The sequence below is a fragment of the Chryseobacterium sp. WG14 genome, assembly GCF_024586945.1.
GTDB lineage: Bacteria > Bacteroidota > Bacteroidia > Flavobacteriales > Weeksellaceae > Chryseobacterium.
In genome coordinates, this window is the sequence record NZ_JALCZD010000010.1 from 18,790 (window position 1) to 41,643 (window position 22,854).

Annotated in this window: 19 protein-coding genes; 10 read left to right on the forward strand and 9 right to left on the reverse strand. The window is 36.4% G+C overall.

Going from position 1 to position 22,854, the window contains the following annotated elements; genetic code table 11:
* Positions 1–8: 8 nt before the first annotated feature.
* The 3 genes from MP478_RS16070 to MP478_RS16080 are packed head-to-tail and all read right to left on the reverse strand — an operon-like array spanning position 9 to position 5,114.
* Entirely contained in the window at positions 9–1,976 is a 1,968-nt protein-coding gene (locus MP478_RS16070; RefSeq protein WP_257200982.1) for a T9SS type A sorting domain-containing protein, read from the reverse strand.
* A gap of 7 nt (positions 1,977–1,983) precedes the next feature.
* Positions 1,984–4,224 carry a S8 family serine peptidase gene (locus MP478_RS16075; RefSeq protein WP_257200983.1) on the reverse strand — a complete coding sequence of 747 codons (2,241 nt, stop codon included), beginning with the start codon at positions 4,222–4,224 and terminating at the stop codon, positions 1,984–1,986.
* A gap of 2 nt (positions 4,225–4,226) precedes the next feature.
* Positions 4,227–5,114, reverse strand: a complete 888-nt coding sequence (locus MP478_RS16080) for a hypothetical protein (protein ID WP_257200984.1) — start codon at positions 5,112–5,114, stop codon at positions 4,227–4,229.
* Positions 5,115–5,996: 882 nt separating this feature from the next.
* Between MP478_RS16080 and MP478_RS16085 the strand changes: the two genes are divergently transcribed.
* The 9 genes from MP478_RS16085 (at position 5,997) to MP478_RS16125 (ending at position 15,504) form a co-directional block, all read left to right on the forward strand.
* Entirely contained in the window at positions 5,997–6,491 is a 495-nt protein-coding gene (locus MP478_RS16085) for an AraC family transcriptional regulator (protein WP_257191384.1), read from the forward strand.
* 117 nt (positions 6,492–6,608) lie between these two features.
* Positions 6,609–7,490, forward strand: coding sequence for a cupin-like domain-containing protein (locus MP478_RS16090; RefSeq protein WP_230038503.1), 882 nt, complete (start codon positions 6,609–6,611; stop codon positions 7,488–7,490).
* A 188-nt stretch (positions 7,491–7,678) separates the two neighbouring features.
* The gene (locus MP478_RS16095) at positions 7,679–8,392 is read left to right on the forward strand and encodes a hypothetical protein (protein ID WP_257191383.1); all 714 of its coding nucleotides are present in this window, start codon (positions 7,679–7,681) and stop codon (positions 8,390–8,392) included.
* 69 nt (positions 8,393–8,461) lie between these two features.
* Positions 8,462–9,004, forward strand: coding sequence for a TetR/AcrR family transcriptional regulator (locus tag MP478_RS16100; RefSeq protein WP_257200985.1), 543 nt, complete (start codon positions 8,462–8,464; stop codon positions 9,002–9,004).
* A gap of 231 nt (positions 9,005–9,235) precedes the next feature.
* Positions 9,236–10,117 (forward strand): AraC family transcriptional regulator, encoded by an 882-nt coding sequence (locus MP478_RS16105; protein WP_257200986.1) that lies wholly within the window; start codon positions 9,236–9,238, stop codon positions 10,115–10,117.
* Positions 10,118–10,184: 67 nt separating this feature from the next.
* On the forward strand, positions 10,185–10,922 hold the full coding sequence (locus MP478_RS16110; RefSeq protein WP_257200987.1) for an SDR family oxidoreductase: 738 nt from the start codon (positions 10,185–10,187) through the stop codon (positions 10,920–10,922).
* Positions 10,923–11,134: 212 nt separating this feature from the next.
* Positions 11,135–11,518 carry a hypothetical protein gene (locus MP478_RS16115; protein WP_257200988.1) on the forward strand — a complete coding sequence of 128 codons (384 nt, stop codon included), beginning with the start codon at positions 11,135–11,137 and terminating at the stop codon, positions 11,516–11,518.
* Between the two features lie 121 nt (positions 11,519–11,639).
* Positions 11,640–14,450 carry a TonB-dependent receptor gene (locus tag MP478_RS16120; RefSeq protein WP_257200989.1) on the forward strand — a complete coding sequence of 937 codons (2,811 nt, stop codon included), beginning with the start codon at positions 11,640–11,642 and terminating at the stop codon, positions 14,448–14,450.
* A 7-nt stretch (positions 14,451–14,457) separates the two neighbouring features.
* Positions 14,458–15,504 carry a phytase gene (locus tag MP478_RS16125; RefSeq protein WP_257200990.1) on the forward strand — a complete coding sequence of 349 codons (1,047 nt, stop codon included), beginning with the start codon at positions 14,458–14,460 and terminating at the stop codon, positions 15,502–15,504.
* A gap of 94 nt (positions 15,505–15,598) precedes the next feature.
* Here MP478_RS16125 and MP478_RS16130 read toward each other — a convergent pair whose 3' ends face one another.
* A complete protein-coding gene (locus tag MP478_RS16130) occupies positions 15,599–17,851 on the reverse strand; it encodes an excinuclease ABC subunit UvrA (RefSeq protein WP_257200991.1) in 2,253 nt (750 codons plus the stop codon).
* A 50-nt stretch (positions 17,852–17,901) separates the two neighbouring features.
* Between MP478_RS16130 and MP478_RS16135 the strand changes: the two genes are divergently transcribed.
* Positions 17,902–18,324, forward strand: a complete 423-nt coding sequence (locus MP478_RS16135; protein WP_257200992.1) for a MarR family winged helix-turn-helix transcriptional regulator — start codon at positions 17,902–17,904, stop codon at positions 18,322–18,324.
* 169 nt (positions 18,325–18,493) lie between these two features.
* Here the strand turns inward: MP478_RS16135 and MP478_RS16140 are convergent, their stop codons facing one another.
* From MP478_RS16140 to MP478_RS16160, 5 genes are all read right to left on the reverse strand, one after another.
* Positions 18,494–19,216 (reverse strand): sterol desaturase family protein, encoded by a 723-nt coding sequence (locus MP478_RS16140; RefSeq protein ID WP_257200993.1) that lies wholly within the window; start codon positions 19,214–19,216, stop codon positions 18,494–18,496.
* A gap of 85 nt (positions 19,217–19,301) precedes the next feature.
* A complete protein-coding gene (locus tag MP478_RS16145; protein WP_257191373.1) occupies positions 19,302–19,571 on the reverse strand; it encodes a hypothetical protein in 270 nt (89 codons plus the stop codon).
* 85 nt (positions 19,572–19,656) lie between these two features.
* Entirely contained in the window at positions 19,657–20,994 is a 1,338-nt protein-coding gene (locus MP478_RS16150; RefSeq protein ID WP_257200994.1) for a S41 family peptidase, read from the reverse strand.
* A gap of 6 nt (positions 20,995–21,000) precedes the next feature.
* Positions 21,001–21,741: a hypothetical protein gene (locus tag MP478_RS16155; protein WP_257200995.1), complete on the reverse strand. Its 741-nt coding sequence runs from the start codon at positions 21,739–21,741 to the stop codon at positions 21,001–21,003.
* Positions 21,742–21,925: 184 nt separating this feature from the next.
* Complete coding sequence (locus MP478_RS16160) at positions 21,926–22,849, reverse strand: T9SS-dependent choice-of-anchor J family protein (protein ID WP_257200996.1); 924 nt, start codon at positions 22,847–22,849, stop codon at positions 21,926–21,928.
* Between the last annotated feature and the right edge of the window lie 5 nt (positions 22,850–22,854).

Genomic DNA, 22,854 nt, shown 5'->3' on the forward strand with positions numbered 1-22,854 from the left:
AGCCGTTATTAGTTAATGATTAGTTTAAAATTTTTCTTCTGAGAAGACGTTTCCACAACCACAACATAGGTTCCTCCCACCTTAAGTGATTCTTTAAACTCATAGAAAGATTTCCCCGATTCCTTAATTTCTTTAGCCAGTCTTCCGGACATTTCAAAAATTTTAACATTTACATCTTCGGATTTTGACAGACGGATACGGATCGTAAAGTTTTCTCCTGCATGAATAGGGTTAGGGAAAATTACGATGCTGTTTTCCAAAGGCTGGGTTACTGAAATTTTATTGGTTTTTATACAGCCTCCGGGAGTGGTGGCCGTGATTGTATAGTCTCCGGGTTCATAGATTTTAATTTTTGATCCGGAGCTCGTAAATCCATTATTGGAAGTCCATTGATAAAGGGTTTCTTTATTGCTGATATTTTTAGAAGCATCCAATTCAACAAATCCATTTTGAGGCAGTATATAATTTTCTTCCAAATTCTGATCTATAGCCTTAAAATCAGTAATGTTAAAACTAAAACGGGAGGAAATATTGGTTTTATCCAAAATTTCCAGCGTATAGCTTCCAGGTGTAAGGTTATTAAAATCTACCTTCGGACTTTGTGAGGTTTGACTTTGCACCGGCACGTTATCTTTCGTCAGATTAATTTTAAATGGAGCGGCCCCTCTTTGAATATTGATTTTTAAAGCTCCAAAACTATTTTTACAGTCTGCCTGTATAATTTCTTTTGCCAGTAAGAGTTGTGATCCCAAAGCAAAAGTAAACACATCCGATCCTGAAAAATCCTTATCAAATATTATATTTTTAAAATGAATAAATCCCTTATCGTCCACAGATTCCATAGGATACACTTCAAGGTCAGTGTTGTTGAAATCTCCTTTTCCGGAACGGTCAATAACCAGTAAGACCTTCTTTCCTTCAGGAAGGACAGGAAGGATATCTTTGGTATAAAAAACGACTTCAGTTGGGAAAGAAGTCTCCTTCTCTTCAGATAAACGTATTTTCCATTTCCGTTTTAAAAGTTGCTGTCCGAGTACTTCTTTATCAAATTCTAACGCTTCACCAGTATTTCCCCAGATCAGGAAAGTCTGGTTAGGGAGTTGAGCTGTATTTTCTTTATTACTGACCATTAACTCTTGAGCTGCAATAGACAAGCGTTTGTTTTCTGAGGTACTTGTAGACTGCTTCTGATAAAGCCCTGAATATTGATCTATTGCAATACCGGCAACATTCTCCGGATAGTCTGCATAATCTTCTTTTTTCCATATTTTTCTACTTTTGGAACTCAGATATTCAGTCATTGGCATGGTGACACCATATTTTATGGCCAGATAGGAATTCACCCGGTCTCTTTCGTTTTGGGTTAAAATCTTACGATATATAAAAAATTCAGGTAATTTTCCTTTAAAAGCATTCCCATTTCTGTTTCCTCCATCTTTTCCTATATACAGATTACTTTTTCCTGAGCTTCCCAATACATCACCTATCCGCTGAGAAGGCACATCAAATTTGGAATACATACTCAGGGAAGTCATGCTGTCCAGTTTTTCAGGCTCTATATAATTGATCTGTTCATTATTATAGCGAAAAACACTGCTTGTACTGTAGTATAGCGCCTTCTCACCGGCAAAGTCTGTTGAAAACAATGCAGTTTCTCTATTTGTATTTTTGTTCTGGTATACCATAAAAAGGGTTACCTTATTCAAGGTTTCCATGACATAAGGAACTTTCAGGAAGTTATTGGTTCCGTCAAAATCCAGTGTTTCGTTATAATTCAGTAAACCATATCCCGGTTTATTCTTTTCTGTATCTGCAGATATAATATGCTGATTGCTGCTATAATCTGTATACAGAAGGGTCGTATTTCTTCCCGTATCAGGTTTCAGCCAAAGGCTTACTTCGCCCACTCCACCGGGACTTTGTGAAAATATCAAAGAACTGAACGACACAAAAATGATTCTATATAAATGCTTCATAGCTCCTTTATTTAATGATTATTTTTTTACCTGTTTTTTGAGTTGCCGTTTCCACATACAGAATATATACTCCACCAGGCAGTCCTTTTACATATAGGGTTTTCATAAATCCACCAGCAGGGAAATTCTGAGAACTTTCCTGACGCAGAGCCTCTTTTCCTGAAGCATCGTATAGGGTAAAGGTGACTTTAGAAGAACTTTCAAGGCTGAATTTGACATTGAGTTCATCATGTACCGGATTTGGATAGACGGCCAGTTCATTTCGTTTTTCAGCTTCCGTTTTTTTAGAAAGAGCAGATGTGGCTGCAGCTTTATTAGTTCTTGTCAGTGACTGTGCCTGATACAATAAAGGAAGGTCTACTCCGGCACCACAACTGGGATCGATATAGGCTAAAAATGTGGCTCCCGGCTCTGTTTCAAAACCTATTATATTATTGCCTCCTGATGCATCAGGTAATAATTCCACAGATTGGGCTGCTTTATAAGTAACATCTGCTGTACTTTTAATCACATTAGACGCTTTGATATTTTTGGCTGTACCTACAAAACTAGGAGCATCTATATTGTCTTTTTCTCTTACCAGTACATAAAGATCATCCGAATAGCAGAAAGAAACCCCGGAAAGTATCAGCGAAAAATTTTGGTTTCCCTGCTGAAGATTTCCTTTATGCCTGATAATTACCTGATATAATCCGTCCGGATGATCAACTTCTACTTTTTCAATATTATCTACGGAATTAACAGAATTTCTTGTAGCTGATGCTGTATAATTTTGGATTCCTCCCAGTTTCCAGGGATAGAAAGTTTGGGTATTTCCGGAATTATCTTTTTTAACAATACTGATATCCAGATCATTGACGAGAGCTGAAGTTTCATCATCCGCATTACTATTTCCTATATTCCCGGCAGGGTCTGTCCATGCCAAAGTAGCTATAAGCGGCTGATTTGCTTTGCCAGCAACTACATACAACCGGTATTCTTTTCCGTTCGCCAGATTTTCTTCTTTCACCAAGGTGCTTTTGTTATTGCTGTAGATCAATTGAGCGGCCCTCTCCGTATTCATCAAACCCCATCCGTAAGCATAGTCGGGGCCAAGCGCTCCTCTATCATTAGCTGTATGGGTAATAATGCCTCTCACAGAAGATGACCACATATAATTAGAATTAAGGGTTTTCCAATATTGCTGTAATAAAGTAACCACTCCCGACACAATAGCTGCCGCTGAGGATGTTCCTTTGTAAACACCATAAGCAGCATTATAAGTTTCTATTGCAGAATATATATCTTCTCCCGGCGCACTGATATCAGGTTTTATCCTGCCATCATCCGTAGGCCCATAGCTGCTGAAAGAAGTTGTAATAAACTGATCATCAGCCTGCATATTTTCATCTTTTTTGACAGCACCTACTACCAAAACATTTTTAGCAATACCAGCTCCTTCCAAGAGATCGTAGCCTCCTTTGGCCTGAGTCTGGGGAACAATATCATAATTGAGGTCACGGGCATTACCCACAGCTTTTACAATTTGAAAGTAAGGATTACCATACATGAGGGCATCCCAATTTTGGGCTGTATTATTGTATTTTCCAAACTGATAGGTCTGTAAATACATAGGATCAAAACCATAGCTGTTATTAGCAACCAGCATCCCGGTCCCAGCCTCTGCTAACATTTCCGAAACATCGTTCACCCAGTCATACGCATTTAAAGAGGCTCCGTAAGCAATTCCCCGCGCACTAGGATTGGAAGTATTGTTTCCGGCAATTGTTCCTGCTATATGGGTACTATGCCGGGAAATAGTTTGGTTCTGGCTTTGAGGATAAGTAATCTTTCCAACCAATAACTGATGACTAAGCCTGGGTTTTGAAAAATCCCATTGTCCGATCAGCATATTCTGCCCGGAAATATCCAATCCTAAACCTCCTCCATTATACATTTTTGCCGTTTTCACCATTTTGGATGCTCCGGCATTAAGAGTCGTATAGTACATGGGCCTTCCTTTCTCATCAGCTCCAATAAGCTGTTTGTAATTATCTTTTTCGATAATAAATTCTTTATAGCCTAAAACTTTAAACCTTTGAATATGCTCCTTTTGCTTAGCAGATTCAGAAGAAAACCGAATAGCTAATTCTCTCCCAATAGCCTGCTTCTTTATCAGTAGGGTATCAGCTGTTTCCTGTGCTGAAAGATAACAGGAAGATACAAGCCCAACCAAAAGTATTTTATTATGAAATATATTTTTACTCATCTCTATTTGGTTTTATTTTCAAGAGTGGTTATTCTTTGTATCAGGTCATTTATTAAATCCTGCTGTTTTCTGCTTTTTTCTTCTCCATCAATAAGTTTTTTATTCTGTTCAATAGAATACAGAGTCAATTCCTCTATTTTTTCCAATAATTTGGCATCCATTTCTCCGAGATTAATACCATTTTTTACCACATCATCTGCTGAAGGAATATTGGGTAAATGCCCTTTATCCTGAATATGTTTTTCCACTTCAGATAAACCCATCAGTTTATAATCTTTTTTGAATACATAATCTGCCCAGCCGTTAGCCGAAGCGATCTCTACTTTTACTTTCTCTGTTTTTATCCCATCTTTTACAAAAAGTAAATATGAATCACAATCTGCACAGTTAATATTTTTAGTTCCCATCGCTATTTTGCCATTATTAGCAAGATATAATTTGTAATCTCCAAAGCTCGGGGAAGGCCATGGCTTACCAAAACTCAGTCCCCCTATAGAGTTATCCTGTGTTGCTCTTTCAATATATTCAATACTCCATTCTCCCCTATTATACTGCTGATTGGGATTATCATTTGAATCCCCAAATACAATTTTTGGCCCTCCTCCCACAGATGTATCAGTACTATTATATCCACCAGTAAGTCTTATGCTCCCATTATGAATTGAGAGTGTCTCTAATGGGGCACTTGTCCCAATGCCTATTTTTCCAGTTGCATTGATGTGCAAAGCATCTTTATTATTCGTTTTGATCACCAAACTCTGGTTATCAATAGTTCCAATAAAATTCGTTGAAGGATTAGTCCCTGAGTTTCCAGTTATATTCCACGGCTGTGTCTGAGAATAAGTGAATGAAAAGACAAAAGCAGATAGTGTAAGTAGGTATTTTTTCATGATTATTATATTTTTTTTGTAATTATTTTGTAGAAGTTATTCTTTCAGTTCAATACTTAATTTTCTATATTTCTTGTTAAGCTTTTTAATTGATCGTTCCTGTATTTCAATACATATTGCTGCGCAGTCCCGCACTGTTATTTTACTACTCAGGTTACTGTTTACTCACCAGTATAGTGAACTTTAAGTATAGTATCCCGATTATCAGTAATTTCTCATTATGGATAGATAAATCTATTTCCGAATTGCATTTGCCAGGTTATATGGCTGGAAATACTTAAGTAAAAAGATAAGAATGGATAAAAAAGACCTTATTTCTTTTGCCTTTTAAAAGAATAATGGATAAGTAATGTAGCGTTGCCAGATTTTTGTGTTTTCATTGTGTTTTTTGTTTAGAATAAATCTATAATAAACCTTAGTTCCCATCCAAATTTATATATTATACATCTCATTAAATTGATAAATACAATCAGTAAAAACATAAAATATGTGTGTAAAAAAAAGTATTAATAATTTACAAATAATTAAAAATCAAATGATTGTCAACTCAATTCAATTTTGTACTTTTATAAAAAATAATTCATTGCCATGAGAATTTTTCTATCCGTTTTGTTTCTTTCTGCCATTTCTTTTCAGGCCTTTATACGAAGTCCTTTTCAGACTATATATGCTTCAAATAAAAGCATATCCAGCAGCCTTGTAACTCACTTAAAAAGCTCTACACAAGATCAGATAATATGGAATAAGAAATTGGAAAAGGCAAATAAGGAAAACTCGAACTTGCGGCAATTACACACCTGGGAAAAGAGATTATATTCTGTGACTATAGTAACTACACTCATTATACTCGCTGGTCTTATGCATCTGGTCTTTACAACACATATGAAAAAGAAATACTATAAGGGTCTTTATCTTCAGGAAATAAAAAAACAAGAAGTACAAAACAGTTTCCACAGAGCAGAAACAATCTTACATAGTGAAGAGAGTATTTTTGAGCTTACAGATATTAATCCTTTAATTGTTGAAAGTATCCTTCACTCTCTTGAAATTTTTGAAAAAGAAAAAAAATATCTGGATAAAAATGCCTCTTTATCCAATTTAGCAAAAGAATGTGCTACCAATACATCCTATATGTCAAAAGTAGTCAATCATTATAAAAAGCAGAATTTTGCTTCATATCTTAATGATTTACGGTTAAATTATGCCACAGAGCTATGGAAAAAACATCCTAAGCTACGCTATAAAAGTATTCAGGGAATGGCAGATATGACCGGCTTCAATACAGCCCAAAGCTTTTCTAAAAAATTTAACGAAAAATATAAAATATCTCCTACTCATTTTCTAAAAAACCTCAACCAAAATATCAAAAAAAGCTAAAATTGCTAAAGTAAAAAACAGCTAATTCTTTTTTTATTTATATTAGTTCCAAATAATTTAAATTCATTATATCCATTGTCATAAATATTTAATAATTTAGCCTAATATTTTAAACAAATGGGACTATTCCTTAAACCTATTGATGTAGTAGATGACATTTCACAAGAAGATTTCCGTGAAAAGTATCTAAAGCCATGTAAGCCAGTGGTAATCAAGAATATGGCTAAAAAGTGGCCTGCGTATCAAAAATGGACGATGGAGTACATGAAAGAGGTCGTAGGTGATGTGACTGTTCCTTTATATGACAGCGCAAAAGCTGATCCTGCAGCTCCCATCAATACACCCACTACAAAAATGAAATTCGCAGACTATATTGATTTGATTCAAAAGGAGCCTACCGATCTGAGAATTTTCTTTTTTGACCCTATTAAATTTGCGCCCAAATTACTGGATGATTATATCCCACCTAAGAATCTGATGGGAGGATTTTTGGATAAGTATCCAAGTATGTTCTTTGGAGGAAAAGGTTCTGTGACCTTCCTTCATTATGATATAGACATGCCTCATATTTTCCATACTCATTTTAACGGAAGAAAGCATGTTCTTCTTTTTGAATACAAATGGAAAACCCGTTTATATAAGCTCCCTTATGCAACATATGCATTGGAAGACTATGATATTGCCAACCCTGATTTTGAAAAATTTCCGGCACTGGATGGAATTGAAGGGATAGAATGTTATCTGGAACATGGAGACACTTTATTCATGCCTACCGGTTGGTGGCACTGGATGAAATACCTGGATGGATCTTTCTCCATCTCTCTTCGTGCATGGGACAAAAGCTGGGCTGTAAAAGCACATTCCCTGTGGAATCTGACTGTTCAGCGAAACTTTGACAATTTCATGAAAGGCCGTTATAAAAAAAGATATATGGACTGGAAAGAAAGAAAGGCTGTTGAAAGAGCTCATACAGCATTAAAGAAAGGACTGCCAAAATAAGCAATAAACTCATCAAAAACGGGTTGAAAGAGATTTCTTTCAACCCGTTTTTCTTATCATAGCTGAAAAATCTCTTTATTCTTTATTCTTTATTCTTAAATACACTATTTTACTTTTATCCATCATTTCAATTAAAATTTTTAATTAAATTGCATAGACAAATAACTTCTATCCTTTATTTGGTCTATATGTTTGAAAAACTTATTGATAGCTTTGAAAAACTCTGCCTTCAGATTATTATAGAAATACTGTTGGTTCCGGTAACTATTTTTAAACTGTTCCAGAAACCCAGCCGTTGTTATGACTTTTCTGTACATGAAATGGAAAAGGAAGAATCAGAACGCTTCCGGGATTATTTATCTCCAATCAAACTTTCAGTATACACCTCTGTCATTATTTCTGTATTATTGATGGATTATGGTGGCGAACAAAATTTTATTTCCAAGATCAAGGAATTAAGCATGGTAGAAAAGGCTTTATTTATATTCCTGATCAACAATTGTACAGCCGTATTATTCAGCGTGATATTATTGTGGTATAAAAAAGAAAAGGTAAATACCGTAACCTTTCGTACGTTGCTGTTTTCTTTCATTTATACAACTGTTTATACTTCTACTCCATTCTTTTTACTCATTCTTTCTGCCATGTTTCTTGGGCAGACCATCAATGTGCAGGCTTATCTCACTCATCTTGAAAAGCTACACACTTACGGGGTAAAAGATGATCTGTTTTTTATTGTTTTATTATTATTTGCAGTCATAGGAATTATTGGGCTTTTTAAATTATTCAAAGCTTTGCATTATATCCTGAAAGAAAATTTTCGGTATCACCCTTATGTAATATGGATCTTTACCCTGCTATTTTTTCTTATTCAGCTTTATTATGCAACAGGATTTGTATAAAACAATTATGCAACCCAAAACATACCAGTCTGTTCATATTTTTCTTAAATTTGTCGGAAAGCCACATCAATGTCCAGACCTCACGAAAGAATAATAAGTACAGCTATGGTCCTCTTCCATCAGCAAGGTTATAACAGTACCGGTATCAATCAGATTATTGAAGAAGCGAACGTATCCAAAGCAAGCTTCTACCAACATTTTAAATCTAAAGATGACTTATGCATAGAATTCTTTAATAAAAGATTTGACTATTGGATCTCCGAGCTGGAAAAATTTACATCTGATGCACAGACTATAGGAGAAAAACTCATAAAATCATTTGATTTTCTGATCTATATGAATGAGAAAGAAGATTTCAGAGGGTGTAGTTTCTTAAATATTATGTCTGAAATACCGACTGATAAAACAGAAATTCATGATGTCATTCGTGATCATAAGGGTAAGCTGAGAAATTCTTTCAGTAAGGATCTTAAGAATGATATTTTAGCTGACCATATTTACCTTCTTTTCGAAAGCTCAATACTTACCAGCCAGCTCTATAGGTCAAACGAATTAATAGAAAAATCCAAACTCATCCTAAAAGACCTGCTTCAGTCTTCCTTTTTAAAATAAGGAAACGATATAGTAGGCATTATAGATTTTGGCTAAAGCCAGTGGAATATTTTATATCCAGAGCGGACTAAAGTCCACTCCTATTGAATGGTAACCAGAACATCCGTTGCCTGATATTTGTAAAGGCCCGGATAAAGTGGGAAAACAGTGTCTAAATTAAGAGAGAGAATTTATAAATTTACAAGACAAAAATAGGTAAAGTAATCCTATGCAGCCATTAACCGATATCTTATGCAAAAAGCAAATAAAATATATGACAGCATTCAACAACAGCATGATAAGTTAGGCATACAATTCAATTCAACTGAAAATCCCTATCCGTCTGATGATATTCAACAAAAACTTCTTCAACCCCGTAAGTTGTCGTCTTATTTTATTGTACTGATTGAAAGCGGTTCCATCAACTATACATTGGATCTGCAGAACATTAGCCTCACTGAAGGACAATTGCTATTTGCAATACCTAATCAGATTTTCACCCCACCCCATAAAGCAGATAATCTTACCTACTATAAGGTAATATTTGATGAAAATACTTTAGCATTGCTTCCACAGCAATTTTCTTTTTTAGTTAATCCTTTAAACACGCAAAAAGTAAGTCTTGATGAGGCAGCCAGGCAGCGCGTACAAAAAGTTTTTGAAATTTTAAACCAACTCCTTCAAACTGATAAAACCCAATCAGACACAGAGATAATATTAGCTTATCTGAACTCATTATTAGCAGAATTAAATAGTGCCTATTTTAAAAATAAAGAGCCGGCCAATATTTTAAACCCCAACTTGTCAAAATTTATTGAGTTTAAATTTGCAGTGGAAACCCATCTCACCGAGCAACCATCTATCCATACGATTGCTGAAAAACTAGCCCTGACCACCAACAGTTTATACCGCATTGTAAAAGAATATTCAGGCGTCTCACCTAAGAATTTTTTCACCAGCCGTTTGATGATAGAAGCACAGCGAAAACTACATTATTCAAATCTTTCTGTAAAAGAGTTGGCTTACGAGTTAGGATTTAATGACGCGGATTATTTTTCTAAGTTTTTCAAAAAATGTACAGGAAAAAGCGTCACTGAGTTTTTAGAAGGCACACAAGATTTGTCTGGTAAATAAAGTGATTTGTCCATCTCTCTTCTCCTGTAGCCTTATACATTTGTTGTATTAATTTTAAAACAAAGAAATGAAATCAGCATTAGTAACAGGAGCTAACAAAAGTATTGGCTTTGAAGTTGTAAGACAGCTTGCCCAAAAAGGAATTTATGTTTATCTCGGCAGTCGTAATCTACAAAATGGTGTAGAAGCTGTTGACCAACTGAAAGCAGAGGGATTGAACAATATAGAAGCTATTCAGCTTGACATTACGGATGACGAATCGGTAAAAAATGCCCGTTTGGAAATAGGAAAAAAAACAAAAATACTGGACATACTTATTAATAATGCGGGTATTTATGGAGGCTATCCACAAACTGCACTCGGCGCAACCATTGACCAGTTTAAAGCAACTTATGATGCGAATGTTTATGGTGTAATAAGAGTTACCCAGGCGTTTATTGATTTGCTGAAAAAATCGCCAGAACCCCGTATTGTAAATGTAAGTTCAAGCCAGGGTTCAATTACTCTGCATAGCGACCCAACATATAAATACTATGACAACAAAGGCGTTGTATATCTTTCTTCAAAATCAGCCATGAATATGTTTACCGTTGTTTTGGCTTATGAGTTAAAAGATACTGCTTTCAAAATAAATGCTGTTTGCCCTGGATATACTAAAACAGATTTCAACGGTCATCGTGGGCCGGGCAGTCTCGAAGATGCCGGAAAACGGATTGTAAAATATGCTTTACTGGGCAAAGACGGGGCCACAGGAAAATTCTCTAGTGAAGAAAACAATCCTGAAACCGGTGAGATACCTTGGTAAAACCAATACAATAGGTTGGATAACAATTTCTTATAAGAACACTCCTATCCTGAGGGAGTAGATATTTCTTGTACCGGAAATAGTATATTGAAATTCGGAAAAATTTCTTTGCAGTACTATTCTTTTGTTTTGCTATCACATTCACATTTCTTTACAAATGTTATCGTTCAGCAAAGAATGCCAGATGTAATTTTGTTTCAAATAATAAAATTATGAAACATTTTATACAACAGGTATTCGGTGATGTGCTGGAAAACCCTGTATTTGATCAGACAGCAATCGAAAAGTACTTTTCTAAGCAGTATGTCCAGTTTGTAGACCATACCCGTCTAAATTATGAAGAATTCGTCCTGCATATAAAAAAACTTAAGGAAAAAATAGCTGAACAAAAGCTCGAAATTATTAGCTATGCTGAAAATGGGAATACTATTTTTACCAAGCATATCGCAACCTCTGTTTTAAAAGATGGAAGTACCGTTCTGCATAAGGTATTGGCAGAATTTACCATTCAGGATGGTAAAATTATACAATGTGATGAATTGACTTTCTTACTGGAGGGAAATCATTCAGCAAAGGGGTTAGGATCTGAAACCTAGAAAAATAGGAAGCTTCACGTTTCTTATATTAACAAATCTTAAAACAATCTTAATTTTCACTTCAACACTTTTTCCAAACAGACGTTTAAATTTGTTCCAATTTTTAATCTAATAAAAGAAAGTGAAGAAAATTTTTACATCCGTTTTGTTTTGTGCTTCTATTTTTTTCTATGCACAAACCGGTTCTCTTTCCGGAAACATTAATGACGACGCTAAGATTGCATTACCGGGAGCCAAAATATCTTTAAATCCCGGAAATATCTATACAACTTCTGATGAACACGGAAATTTTGTATTCCTGAATGTTCCTCCAGGCACTTATACCATGAAGATTGATTACCTGGGATATGGAGTGCATGAATATAACGTAACCGTTGAACCTGAAAAAAACACCCGTCAAAATATTGTTTTTGATAAAAAAGAAAACTCTATTGCAGAAATTGTGGTTTCGGGAGCTACTTTAAAAAATCAGGCAAGAGCCTTAAACAAGCAAAAAAACAATGCCAATATCACCAATGTGATTTCCTCCGATCAGATCGGACGTTTTCCTGATGCCAATATTGGAGATGCATTAAAACGTGTTCCGGGGGTTACTATCCAGAATGATCAGGGTGAGGCAAGAAATCTTATTATCAGAGGTCTTGCCCCAAATCTTAATTCTGTTACCCTAAACGGAGACAGAATTCCTTCTGCTGAAGGTGACAACCGTAATGTACAGATGGACCTGATTCCTTCGGATATGATCTCTGCCATTGAGGTTAATAAAACCTTAACTCCTGATATGGATGCTGATGCTATCGGAGGTTCTGTAAACCTTATCACAAGGGCTTCCCCTAACGGACAGAGAATTTCAGCAACCCTGGCCGGAGGATACAGTCCGATTCGCGAAAAAGGCAATTATACAGCAGGATTAGTCTATGGGAACAGATTTTTAAACAAAAAACTGGGTGCTGTATTCAGTTTTTCTTATAACAATAATAATTTTGGCTCAGATAATATAGAACCAGTGTGGAGTCTGGCTAATGATGCTGCACAAACAGCCTACATCAGCAAAATGGGTGTACGTTACTATAACGAGCACCGCATCAGGCATAGTTTTGATCTTAATATGGATTATGAATTCAATTCAAAAAATAAGATCTATGCTTCAGCGATGTATAATTTCAGGAATGATAAGGAAACCCGTTATGCTTTGGGATATAAAATAAAGCCTGTTTATAATGCTGATGAAACGGAAATTACAGACTGGAAAGGCAGTATTACCAGACAAAATAAGGGTGGAAATGCAGATAACGATAACACCCGTCTGGAAAAACAAAAAGTTCAGAACTACGCGTTACGGGGTGAGCATTTGCTTGGATCTAAAGTAGACCTTGACTGGTCGATGAATTATGCCATAGCCAGTGAAGATAAACCTCATCAGCGCTATATAGAATTTGAAAACAGCAAAATGAACTTCTCCCAGAATCTCAGTGATCCCGAAAATCCGGTTATCACCCCTCTGGCTGCAGATAATTTAGGAAGCTATAAATTAAGTGATCTTTCGGATGCCAACAGCTTTACTCAGGAGAAGGAGTTTGGCGCAAAAGTGAATGTACGTTTTCCTTTTTCTGTCATTGAAGATCAGAAAGGAAGACTCCGTACAGGTTTCCGTATGCGTCTGAAGGAAAAGGAAAGGGAAAATGACTTTTATGCTTTTCAACCGATCAGCAATATGGGAAGCCTTCTTTCTGTACCTACAGTATATCTTGATGGGCATAACTTCCAAGCAGGAAATTATATCCCGGGCACATTTGTTGATCCGGCATACCTGGGAAGCTTAGATTTATTTAACCTAGCTTTGTTCAATGGAAAGTCTAAGCCTGAAAAATTTCTTTCAAGCAATTATACTGCAAAAGAACAGATCTATGCAGGCTATGTCCGTTGGGATCAGGATTTCAATGATCAGCTTTCCATGATCGTTGGGGCACGTGTGGAAACAACAAAGATTGATTACACCGGGAATTACGTTATGAATGAAAAAGACCTGCTAGGGCAAATCAATAACACCAATACTTACACCAACGTGCTTCCCAACCTGTCTTTCAAGTATGTTCCGGTACAGGATCTTGTACTTCGCGCTGCATTTACTACAGCACTTGCCCGTCCGAACTATTACTCATTAGTCCCTTACCTGAACGTGATCTCTGAAGATGAAATCGTGGCAGCCGGAAACCCTAATCTGAAAGCCACTTACGCCTATAATTTTGATTTTATGGCTGAAAAGTATTTTAAGTCTGTGGGAATTCTTTCAGGAGGAATTTTTTATAAGAACCTTAATAATTTTATTTACACCTACTCCAAAAGAAATTATACGGCTGGTGACTTCGCTGCCGACTTTGCAGGACAATCCAACCCTATTCCTTCCGGTGAAAGCAACTGGAAGTTTACCCAACAACGTAATGGTGATAATGTAGATATTTACGGATTTGAAGTCGCATTGCAAAGACAGCTTGATTTTATTCCGGGAGTATTCTGGAAAGGTCTTGGAGTGTATGTTAACTATACTTACACGAAATCAAAGGCGAAAGGCATTACTAATGAAGACGGTATAGAAAGAACGGATGTAGGACTTCCCGGAGCGGCACCCCATATGTTCAACGGCTCTCTTTCATGGGAAAACAAGCGTTTTTCAGCCAGAGTTTCTATGAATTATGCTTCTCATTATATTGATGAGCTGGGAGGAAAAGCTTTTGATGACCGGTATTATGACAAACAGTTTTTTCTGGATGCCAACGCTTCCTATAAAATTACCAGCCAGCTGAGAATTTTTGCTGAAGCCAATAATCTGACCAATCAGCCGTTAAGATATTATCAGGGAATCCAGAGCAGAACGGCTCAGGCAGAATATTACAGACCCAGATTTACCATGGGGGTAAAATTTGATTTTTAAAACAGTCATGAAGAAAATAAAATATTACATCATTGCTCTTTCAGCTTTTCCTTTTGTGATCAGCTGTACAGGGCAGAAAGAATTAGGAGAAAACCTTAAACCAAGCGTTATTACTGAAACCGTAGCTCATGATACTGATGATCCGGCCATATGGATCCATCCTGACGATGCTTCAAAAAGTATCATCATCGGAACAGATAAAGATACTGATGGCGGATTGTATGCCTTCGATCTTAACGGTAAAATAATTCATAAAGTTTCAGGGCTTAAACGCCCTAATAATGTAGATATTGAATACGGTTTTACTGTAAATGGTAAAAAAACGGACATTGCAGCGGTTACAGAAAGAGAAACCAATAAGGTAAAACTGTATAGCCTTCCTGATCTGAAAGAAGTGGGAGAAATTTCTGTATTTGAAGGAGAAACTGAGCGCGGCCCAATGGGTATTTCTATGTATAAAAACCCGGAAACAGGAGATATATTCGTTGTTGTCGGAAGAAAATCAGGTCCAAAAGACGGTTACCTCTGGCAATATAAACTTTCTGAGAAAAACGGCAGCGTAACAGGTGAGGTAGTCCGGAAATTTGGAAAATACAGCGGTTTAAAGGAAATCGAAAGCATTGCTGTAGATGATGAAAAAGGCTATATCTATTATTCTGATGAGCAGTTTGGAGTTCACCAATATTATGCAGATCCGGCGAAAGGAAATGAAGAGCTGCTTGTTTTTGGAAAGGGAGATTTCACTTCTGATGTAGAGGGAATTTCCATCTATCCTACGTCCTCACAGAACGGATATATTTTGGTTTCCAATCAGCAGAAAGATACATTTAATGTCTACCTCAGAGAAGATCCTGCAAAGGGAAAAATTGCTGAGATTCCTGTTTCTACCAGTGAAAGTGACGGTTCTGAAGTGACAAATATTAATCTGGGACCTAAGTTTCCAAAAGGAGTATTTGTTGCCATGAGCAATGGCCGGGTATTTCACTTCTATGACTGGAGAATGATTGAAGAAAGAATCAAAACGGTTATCAAAACCGCAGATCAATCCAAGTAAATAGGTTTAAACCATTAGCTTTAAGTAAGAATAATAGAATGATTTTAAATGATTCTAATATTCTTACTGTCTTACTATTTTTAACCGTTTATTTTTATCCCTGAATATGTTTCCTCAAAAATTCGGCAGTATAGGATGTTTTATTTTTCAACAGTCCTTCCGGAGTTCCTTCAAACATAATTTCACCTCCAAATTTACCGGCCCCCGGACCTATATCTATAATCCAATCTGCCTGGGCAATAATATCTAAATTGTGTTCTATAACAATTAATGTATTCTTTTTATCCGTAAGAGTATTTAGAAAGGATAATAATTTACGCGTATCACTGGGATGCAGACCTGTGCTTGGTTCATCCATAACAATAGTCCGGTTACCGTGCTTCAGTTCTTTGGTGAGTTTCAGGCGTTGTCTTTCACCTCCTGAGAAACTGTCTAACCGTTGCCCTAGCGTCAGGTAATCCAGTCCTAATTTTATCAGTACCTCAAAATGTTTAATGACAGATTCATCGGCAAAAAAGGATATCGCCTCGGAAACGGTCATATTCATGACTTCTACTATTGTTTTTTGATTGTAGTGATATTGAAGGACCTTATGATCAAATCCTGAACCGCCACATTCTTCACAGGGCTGTTCAATATCGTCCATAAATGCAAGATCTATTTTTTCGATACCCAACCCTCTACAGTTTTTACAGGCTCCTTCACTGTTTCTGCTAAACAGCTTCTCTGAAACATGGTTGGCATGGGCAAAAAGCTGACGTACTGTATCCGATATATTTAAATAAGTAAGCAGGTTGGAACGGACACTGGCTGCAAATAAAGATTGGTCTATAATTGTCACATCAGGATAGAAATCCGGTAATACTCTATTGATCAAAGTGCTTTTCCCTGAACCTGCCACCCCCGTTATCACAGTCATCACCTCTGTCGGAATACTGACGTTTATATTTTTAAGATTGTACAGCCGGGCATTCCTGATCTTCAAATAGTCTTTTGGTTTTCTTGGATGTAGGTTAATAACCGGCTTTTCTGCAAAGTAAGATCCCGTTTTGCCTGCAGATTGCTTTAGCTCATTAAAAGTTCCTTCATAAATCACTTTACCTCCGTTTTTTCCGGATCCGGGACCCATATCAATCACCCAGTCTGCCATTTTAATAATATCAGGATCATGCTCTACAATTAAAACGGAATTTCCTTTATCTCTGATCTGTTCCATAATACGGATAATGTTCTGTAAGTCTTTCGGATGAAGGCCAATACTAGGTTCATCAAAGATATACAGCAGGTCAACAAGGCTGTTTCCAAGGTTTCTCACCATTTTTATCCGTTGAGATTCTCCTCCGGAAAGCGTTTGTGTAGTTCGGTCCAATGTAAGGTACTGTAACCCGATATTGATTATATTTTGGAGTTTTGCGGAAAGTTCCTTAATGATGACGTCATACGTTTTTGATTCCAGCGAATTAATAAATTCAAACAATTCATCCATTGAAAGGGCGGTACAATCCGCAATATTTTTTCCTTCGATGGTACAGGACAGTATTTTGTCATTAAGCCGCTTTCCTTTACAGGATGGGCAGGTCTTTGTTGTGACAACATTTTTCAATGCATCTTTTCTCGTTATATTTTCTTTTGAATCTTTTTTTAGGAATGCTTTTTCTATTCTTGGAATAATCCCTTCATATTTTACCGTTTTCCCCCATTCTTTATGAGGATGTTTGGGTTTATGTTCTTCTGCATAAAGTAACATTTCCCATTCTTCGTCAGTAAAATCTTTCAGCTTTTTATCATTATCAAAATAACCGGATAAGGTGTATCTTGTCAGACGCCAGCCTCCCGGCTGAAAGGTCGGAAATCTGACAGCCCCTTCATGTAAAGATTTGTTCTTATCAATCAGAGTGGTAATATTCAAGGCCTGGATAAATCCCAGTCCTTCACATTCCGGGCACATTCCCTGGGGATTATTAAAGGAGAAAACATTGGAATAGCCTACAAAAGGCTGCCCCATTCTTGAAAACAACAGCCTCAGGGAAGCATACACATCGGTAGCTGTTCCTACGGTAGATCGTGCATTGCCTCCCAGTCTTTTCTGATTGATAATGATGGGAACATTCAGGTTTTCAATTTTATCCACGTCCGGGATTCCATAATGCTGTAAGCGGTTTCGTACAAAACTATTCTGGGTTTCATTAATCTGACGCTGGGCTTCAGCTCCAATGGTTTCAAATACCAGAGAAGATTTTCCAGAACCCGATACTCCCGTAAAAACAACCATTTTATTTTTTGGAATTTTTATGGAAATATTTTTGAGATTATTTTGCCTCGCATTTGTAATTTCTATATTTTCCATGGTATAATGATTACCTTTGTTAATAGTTAACTAAGTTAAGTATATTTCTCATGAAAGCTATTGAAAAAGAATTTTTTAACACATTTACTGATTTTCAATGCCTCATTCTTGCTCACATGAACAGAGGGGACATCAATGGAGTAACAGCAGCTCATTATAATATTATGGAGTTTATTTTGAGGAAAGAAGGTGCTACAGGAAGGGAGGTATCCACTGCTTTTAATATAAGCCAGGCAGCTATTTCAAAGCAATTAAAATTTTTGATTGACCATGACTTTATTATCCAGAAACAGGATGAAACCGACCGCCGGAAATTTAATCTTTCAGTAACGGAAAAAGGAAGGTTTATCATCGAAAATTCAGAAACATTCCGGGAAAGTATCACCCGGCAGACTGCTGCCATATTAACATCTAAAGAATTGAAGAGTTTTAATGATCTGCTGGGCAAGGTTTTAAAGCATCTCAAGCTTTAAATTAACCAAATGCCATTTTAAACACAACTTCTTTCCTCTCTTAAAATAATCAATTCTCATTTCAAAACTTTGCGTTAAAGCATATTATTATTGGAATAAGTCTTATGTCAGTTCGTTTTTTTAACGAAGATTATCCTAGTATAACTTTATATCTAAGGCTTCAGTTCTCTTACTTATATGTTCCAAACAGTCTGTCCCAGATAGAGGTATAAAAACCAAAATTTTTACTGCCATCCAAATGATGCTGGTTATGAAATCTGGTGGTTCCTATCCAATATCTGTCAAATTTTGCAGGGAAAAACTCTCTGTTCAAATGCCCGATCGTCCCCCAAATAAGATTGAGCAGTAGATAAATAGAAATGGAAACAACAGAAAAAGGATAACAGATCAACAAAATAAGCATCATCATTCCAAAACCAATCGTTTCTAACGGATGGAGTACAAAAAGACTTAAGTAATTGGTGCTTATATGCTCATGATGTTTACCATGCAGCAGTTTATATACAAAGGGTAGATGAGCGGCATAATGAAAAAAATACATCAGCAGATCCATTACAAGAAGTAAAGCAATGACCTCTGATACTATCCCAACCGCCAATTCTCTATTTCCCACTTCAATCCAACCGCTTTTCCATAAAAACACACCCAGTAAAAGTACAAGACAGTTGCAGGCAATCGTCAAAATACTAAGATAAAAATCGGATGCCGTAATGGGATGATTTTTTTCCTGAAGTCTGCTTTTAGGACATGTTTTCTCTATAAAAAGGTAGAGTCCAATAGAAAACAGATATAGGAAAACATTAATAATAAGGCTGAATACGATCCATTCCAGCCATGAAAAATGCCAAAATATCTGTAAATAGCCGGAAAGTTCAGTCGCATTAAAATTCATAAATATACCTCTGTCATCTTGATTGTATAAATGTATGAATTTCGCAAGAAAGCTAGCAAAAATAATGGTTACATTATATAGAGGATTATTTCTGTCTTGCTTTTCTTTTAAGCTCCCGGAACCTTATGGTCAGTCTTTTTCTTAAGTTTTCATGATACTCCCTGTAGTTTTTTATACTTTTCTCAAGGTTCTTTTTATTGGATAAATAATCTTCATACAGGCTTCCTAATTCTGAAATTTGCAGAGCAATATCAGAAGACCGGGATTCAGGATCTTCCAAAGCTTCCAATAAAAGACGGTAGTTTTCGATACGGCTGGTAATGCTTGTATGAAGTTGTGGTTCTATTCCCTGCATGATACTAATTTTTTATCTTATTATTTTTTAATTTTTTTTAAAGAAGATTAATAACAGTTTTTTATTCATTTTTTAATTTTTCCGTTTACTTTCCTTTTGCAGCAAAAGGTACATCACTTTGATACAGAATTTTTGTTTTGTTGTAGGATTCAGACTGAACCTGTTTTAAATAAACATTGGTTAAAGCTTTTGAAATTAAGGTTTCTCCGGGATCTCCCAATGGAAGTAATGGCAGCTGAGCGTATTCATTCACCTTAAAATGTGGGGAAATCCCATTGCTGTATTCCCCTGTACCGTTCGCATTGAAAACTTTATAAATAACCGGATGGATCTGCCAGGAAACCTTTTTGGGCTTCCTTTTGTCTTCCACTATAAACCCGGCCATATCTTTTCCTAAGGTAACATCTCCTATTTGTACAACCTGCAGATAGGGTTTCAGGTTATTGATTACTATTTCTGCGGCTGATGCAGTACTGTTTGAGGTAAGAACATAGAGTTTATTTAACCCTAATGAATTGGCATGCAATACATTAAAATCAAGCGCTTTAGGATCGTAAGAAATCTGTTGAGCAAAGGTTCTTTTGACTTCACCTCCGTTTTTATTTCCTTTAAAAATAATAAAGGGTGAACTGGCTGATATTCCTGCGGGAATTAATGCACAAAGTGCTGCGGCAGATGACACGGAACCTCCATAATTATACCTCAGATCAAGAATCAATTCCTGAACCCCGGCAGCTTTAAACTCTGCAAACTTCTGATGAAGCATAGGGGTCATCCCATCCGGAAAATCATAGATATACAGATACCCCGTCTTTTTACCGTTTTCATTAAAAATTTTAGATAACAGAGGCTGTTCCAAAGAATACCCATAATACACGGTGACATCCTTTTCATCGGTAACAGCTCCATTTTTCCAGCTTCCCACCTTAAGATCTATCACCGTTTGATCTTTCATAGAAGAAGTAATGGTTTCTGCATTGGCAGCCGTAACTGCTTTTCCATTTATTTTTGTAATAATCATTCCTCTTTCCAGACCGGCATTGAAAGCCGGAGAGTTGGTGAGGACCAGTTTGATCACTGTCACCACGTCTCCACTGGTAAGCTGGACCACGCTATAATCAAAGCCATACATATTTCGTATGGAACGCGGATACGTAGAGGAATCTTGTGTGTTAACAATAAAAGAAAACCTGTCCTGAGGGGATAACAGACTCTTAAAAAAATCTTTTACCGGAAGGTGATAATCCGGTTTGGCAGGCATCTGATCAGCCCAATAATAATACCTTTTCATGCTGTCCTGTACCCAGACATTCAGGGATTCTGTACTTCCGTCGGGGAAAACAGGCGCAGTTTCGTCATTATTGGTACACGAAACGAAAAAGGCTATAATAGCAATAAGCTGAAATTTCAAAAATTTTTTCATATATAATTACAGATATTCTGCGACATCAATGTCTCCCTTTACAAGCCATACTCCATTTTCCAATTTTTCCTGAAGTACAATCATATTGGCCCCCATATGTTGTTTTACGGTCACCTTAATCATTTCGGATCCTACATAAGGTTCTGTAGTTCCCGGTTTATATAATTCCAGATATACCGGAGCGGTAGCGCTGAATGAATTATAAATTTTCACCGCGGTAAAATCATCCTTTCCAATACTCTCGAATTCTGCCAGTACCACTCCATTTTCTCTTTTTAAAATGCCTTTTACATTGGTAAGTGATGATCCTGAAAATTCTCCCAGGTTAGGAAAAATAAATTCAAATCCTACTTTCCCAAAATTAACCTGAGGCTTTACAGCATACGTTTGCAGGAAAATGCCGGGAAGATTAAAAAAGTATAGATTTTTATAATCTGCTATATTGTCATAGCTAATGGTATATTTTCTGATTTCGGCTCCTGTTTCATTGTTATATATTCCCAGTTTGTTGGTTTCCCCTTCATCCAGTACAAACTGAAGCTGAGTTTCTATTTTATTGGTGTATGAAGTATTTCCGTTAATAGATACCGGAACTCCATTAAACCTCAGCTGAAGCACATCAGGTTTTGAAAATCCTTTAATGGTTACTTCTCCGGGTTTCTGTATTTTATCATACCTTTCCATTACAGTGTTGTCTGTACATGAAAACAGGATGGTAAAGAATAGTAATGCAAAGATCTTATTCATCTTTTTGAATTAATTATATCATTTAAACTTTAAAATATTGCCCCACCCGATGAGCAGGGCAATAGATAATTATAAAAAAACGGGTTGGATATGTTTCGGACAGCCTTTCAGTTAAAATGCTATCCATTATTGTCTATGTAAAATTTGATGGTCTATTTAATGATTGTTTTTAAGAGTTAACTTATTATTTTTTAATAAATTTCAATCGCTCTGTAGTCTTTCCGTCAGTAATTTCCGCGATATAAGTTCCTGCCGATAATCCTGCTACATTAATAGATTGGGAATACTGAGCTGTAATCACTTTTTGGGCTGCAACATTGTAAATACTTACTACTGCTGTTTTTTCTTTCAATTCCGGGTTAAGCTTTAATTTCAGAGTTTCTTTTACAGGGTTCTCTGCTATTTGAGTTAGATTTTTCTTTGTTTTCACATCCTTTGTTCCTAAAAATGCGCTGGCATAGATAGCCATTTCATCGATATTGATATTTTGGATATTATTACTGTTAGGTTTTCTGTTGGACCATAATCCGATATAGATTTTCTTTCCTGCAAAAGCAGAGATATCTACCAGATCCTGTACAAATTGGGTAAGATCTGTAGGGAAAGGATTATCAGATCCTCCTACTTGTATTTTATAAGGGCTTGGAAGCTCATTACCTGCAGTATCTACAGTCATTGCCTGGAAATCTGATAATTCAGGAACTGCTTTCTGAGGAGTACTCACATAGATATAAAGGTCTCTACCGAGCGTGGTATGGGTAGTTCTTTGTCTCCCGACATAGGCAGCAAGAGTGATGGTTCCTGCCGTATTTGACAAATCAATCTGAGGAGAAATGATCCAGTCATTTTCTGAGCCAAATCCTGTTGCGGTTCCTGTTGGAACTAAATTAATGGAATGACGGAGAACACCTGCAGTTCCATATACCATAGAAGTACCATTGTGATAAATATTTTGTCCCTGAAGCCATCCATTGCTGTTGTTATTCAGATCATGGAAGGTCCATCCCTGAAGATCAGCAGGAGTATCAAAAGTATTTCCCCATACCAGGGTTTGTGCTGTAGCCAGCTGAGATAAAAACAGAACAGATGATAAAATTATTTTTTTCATGACAA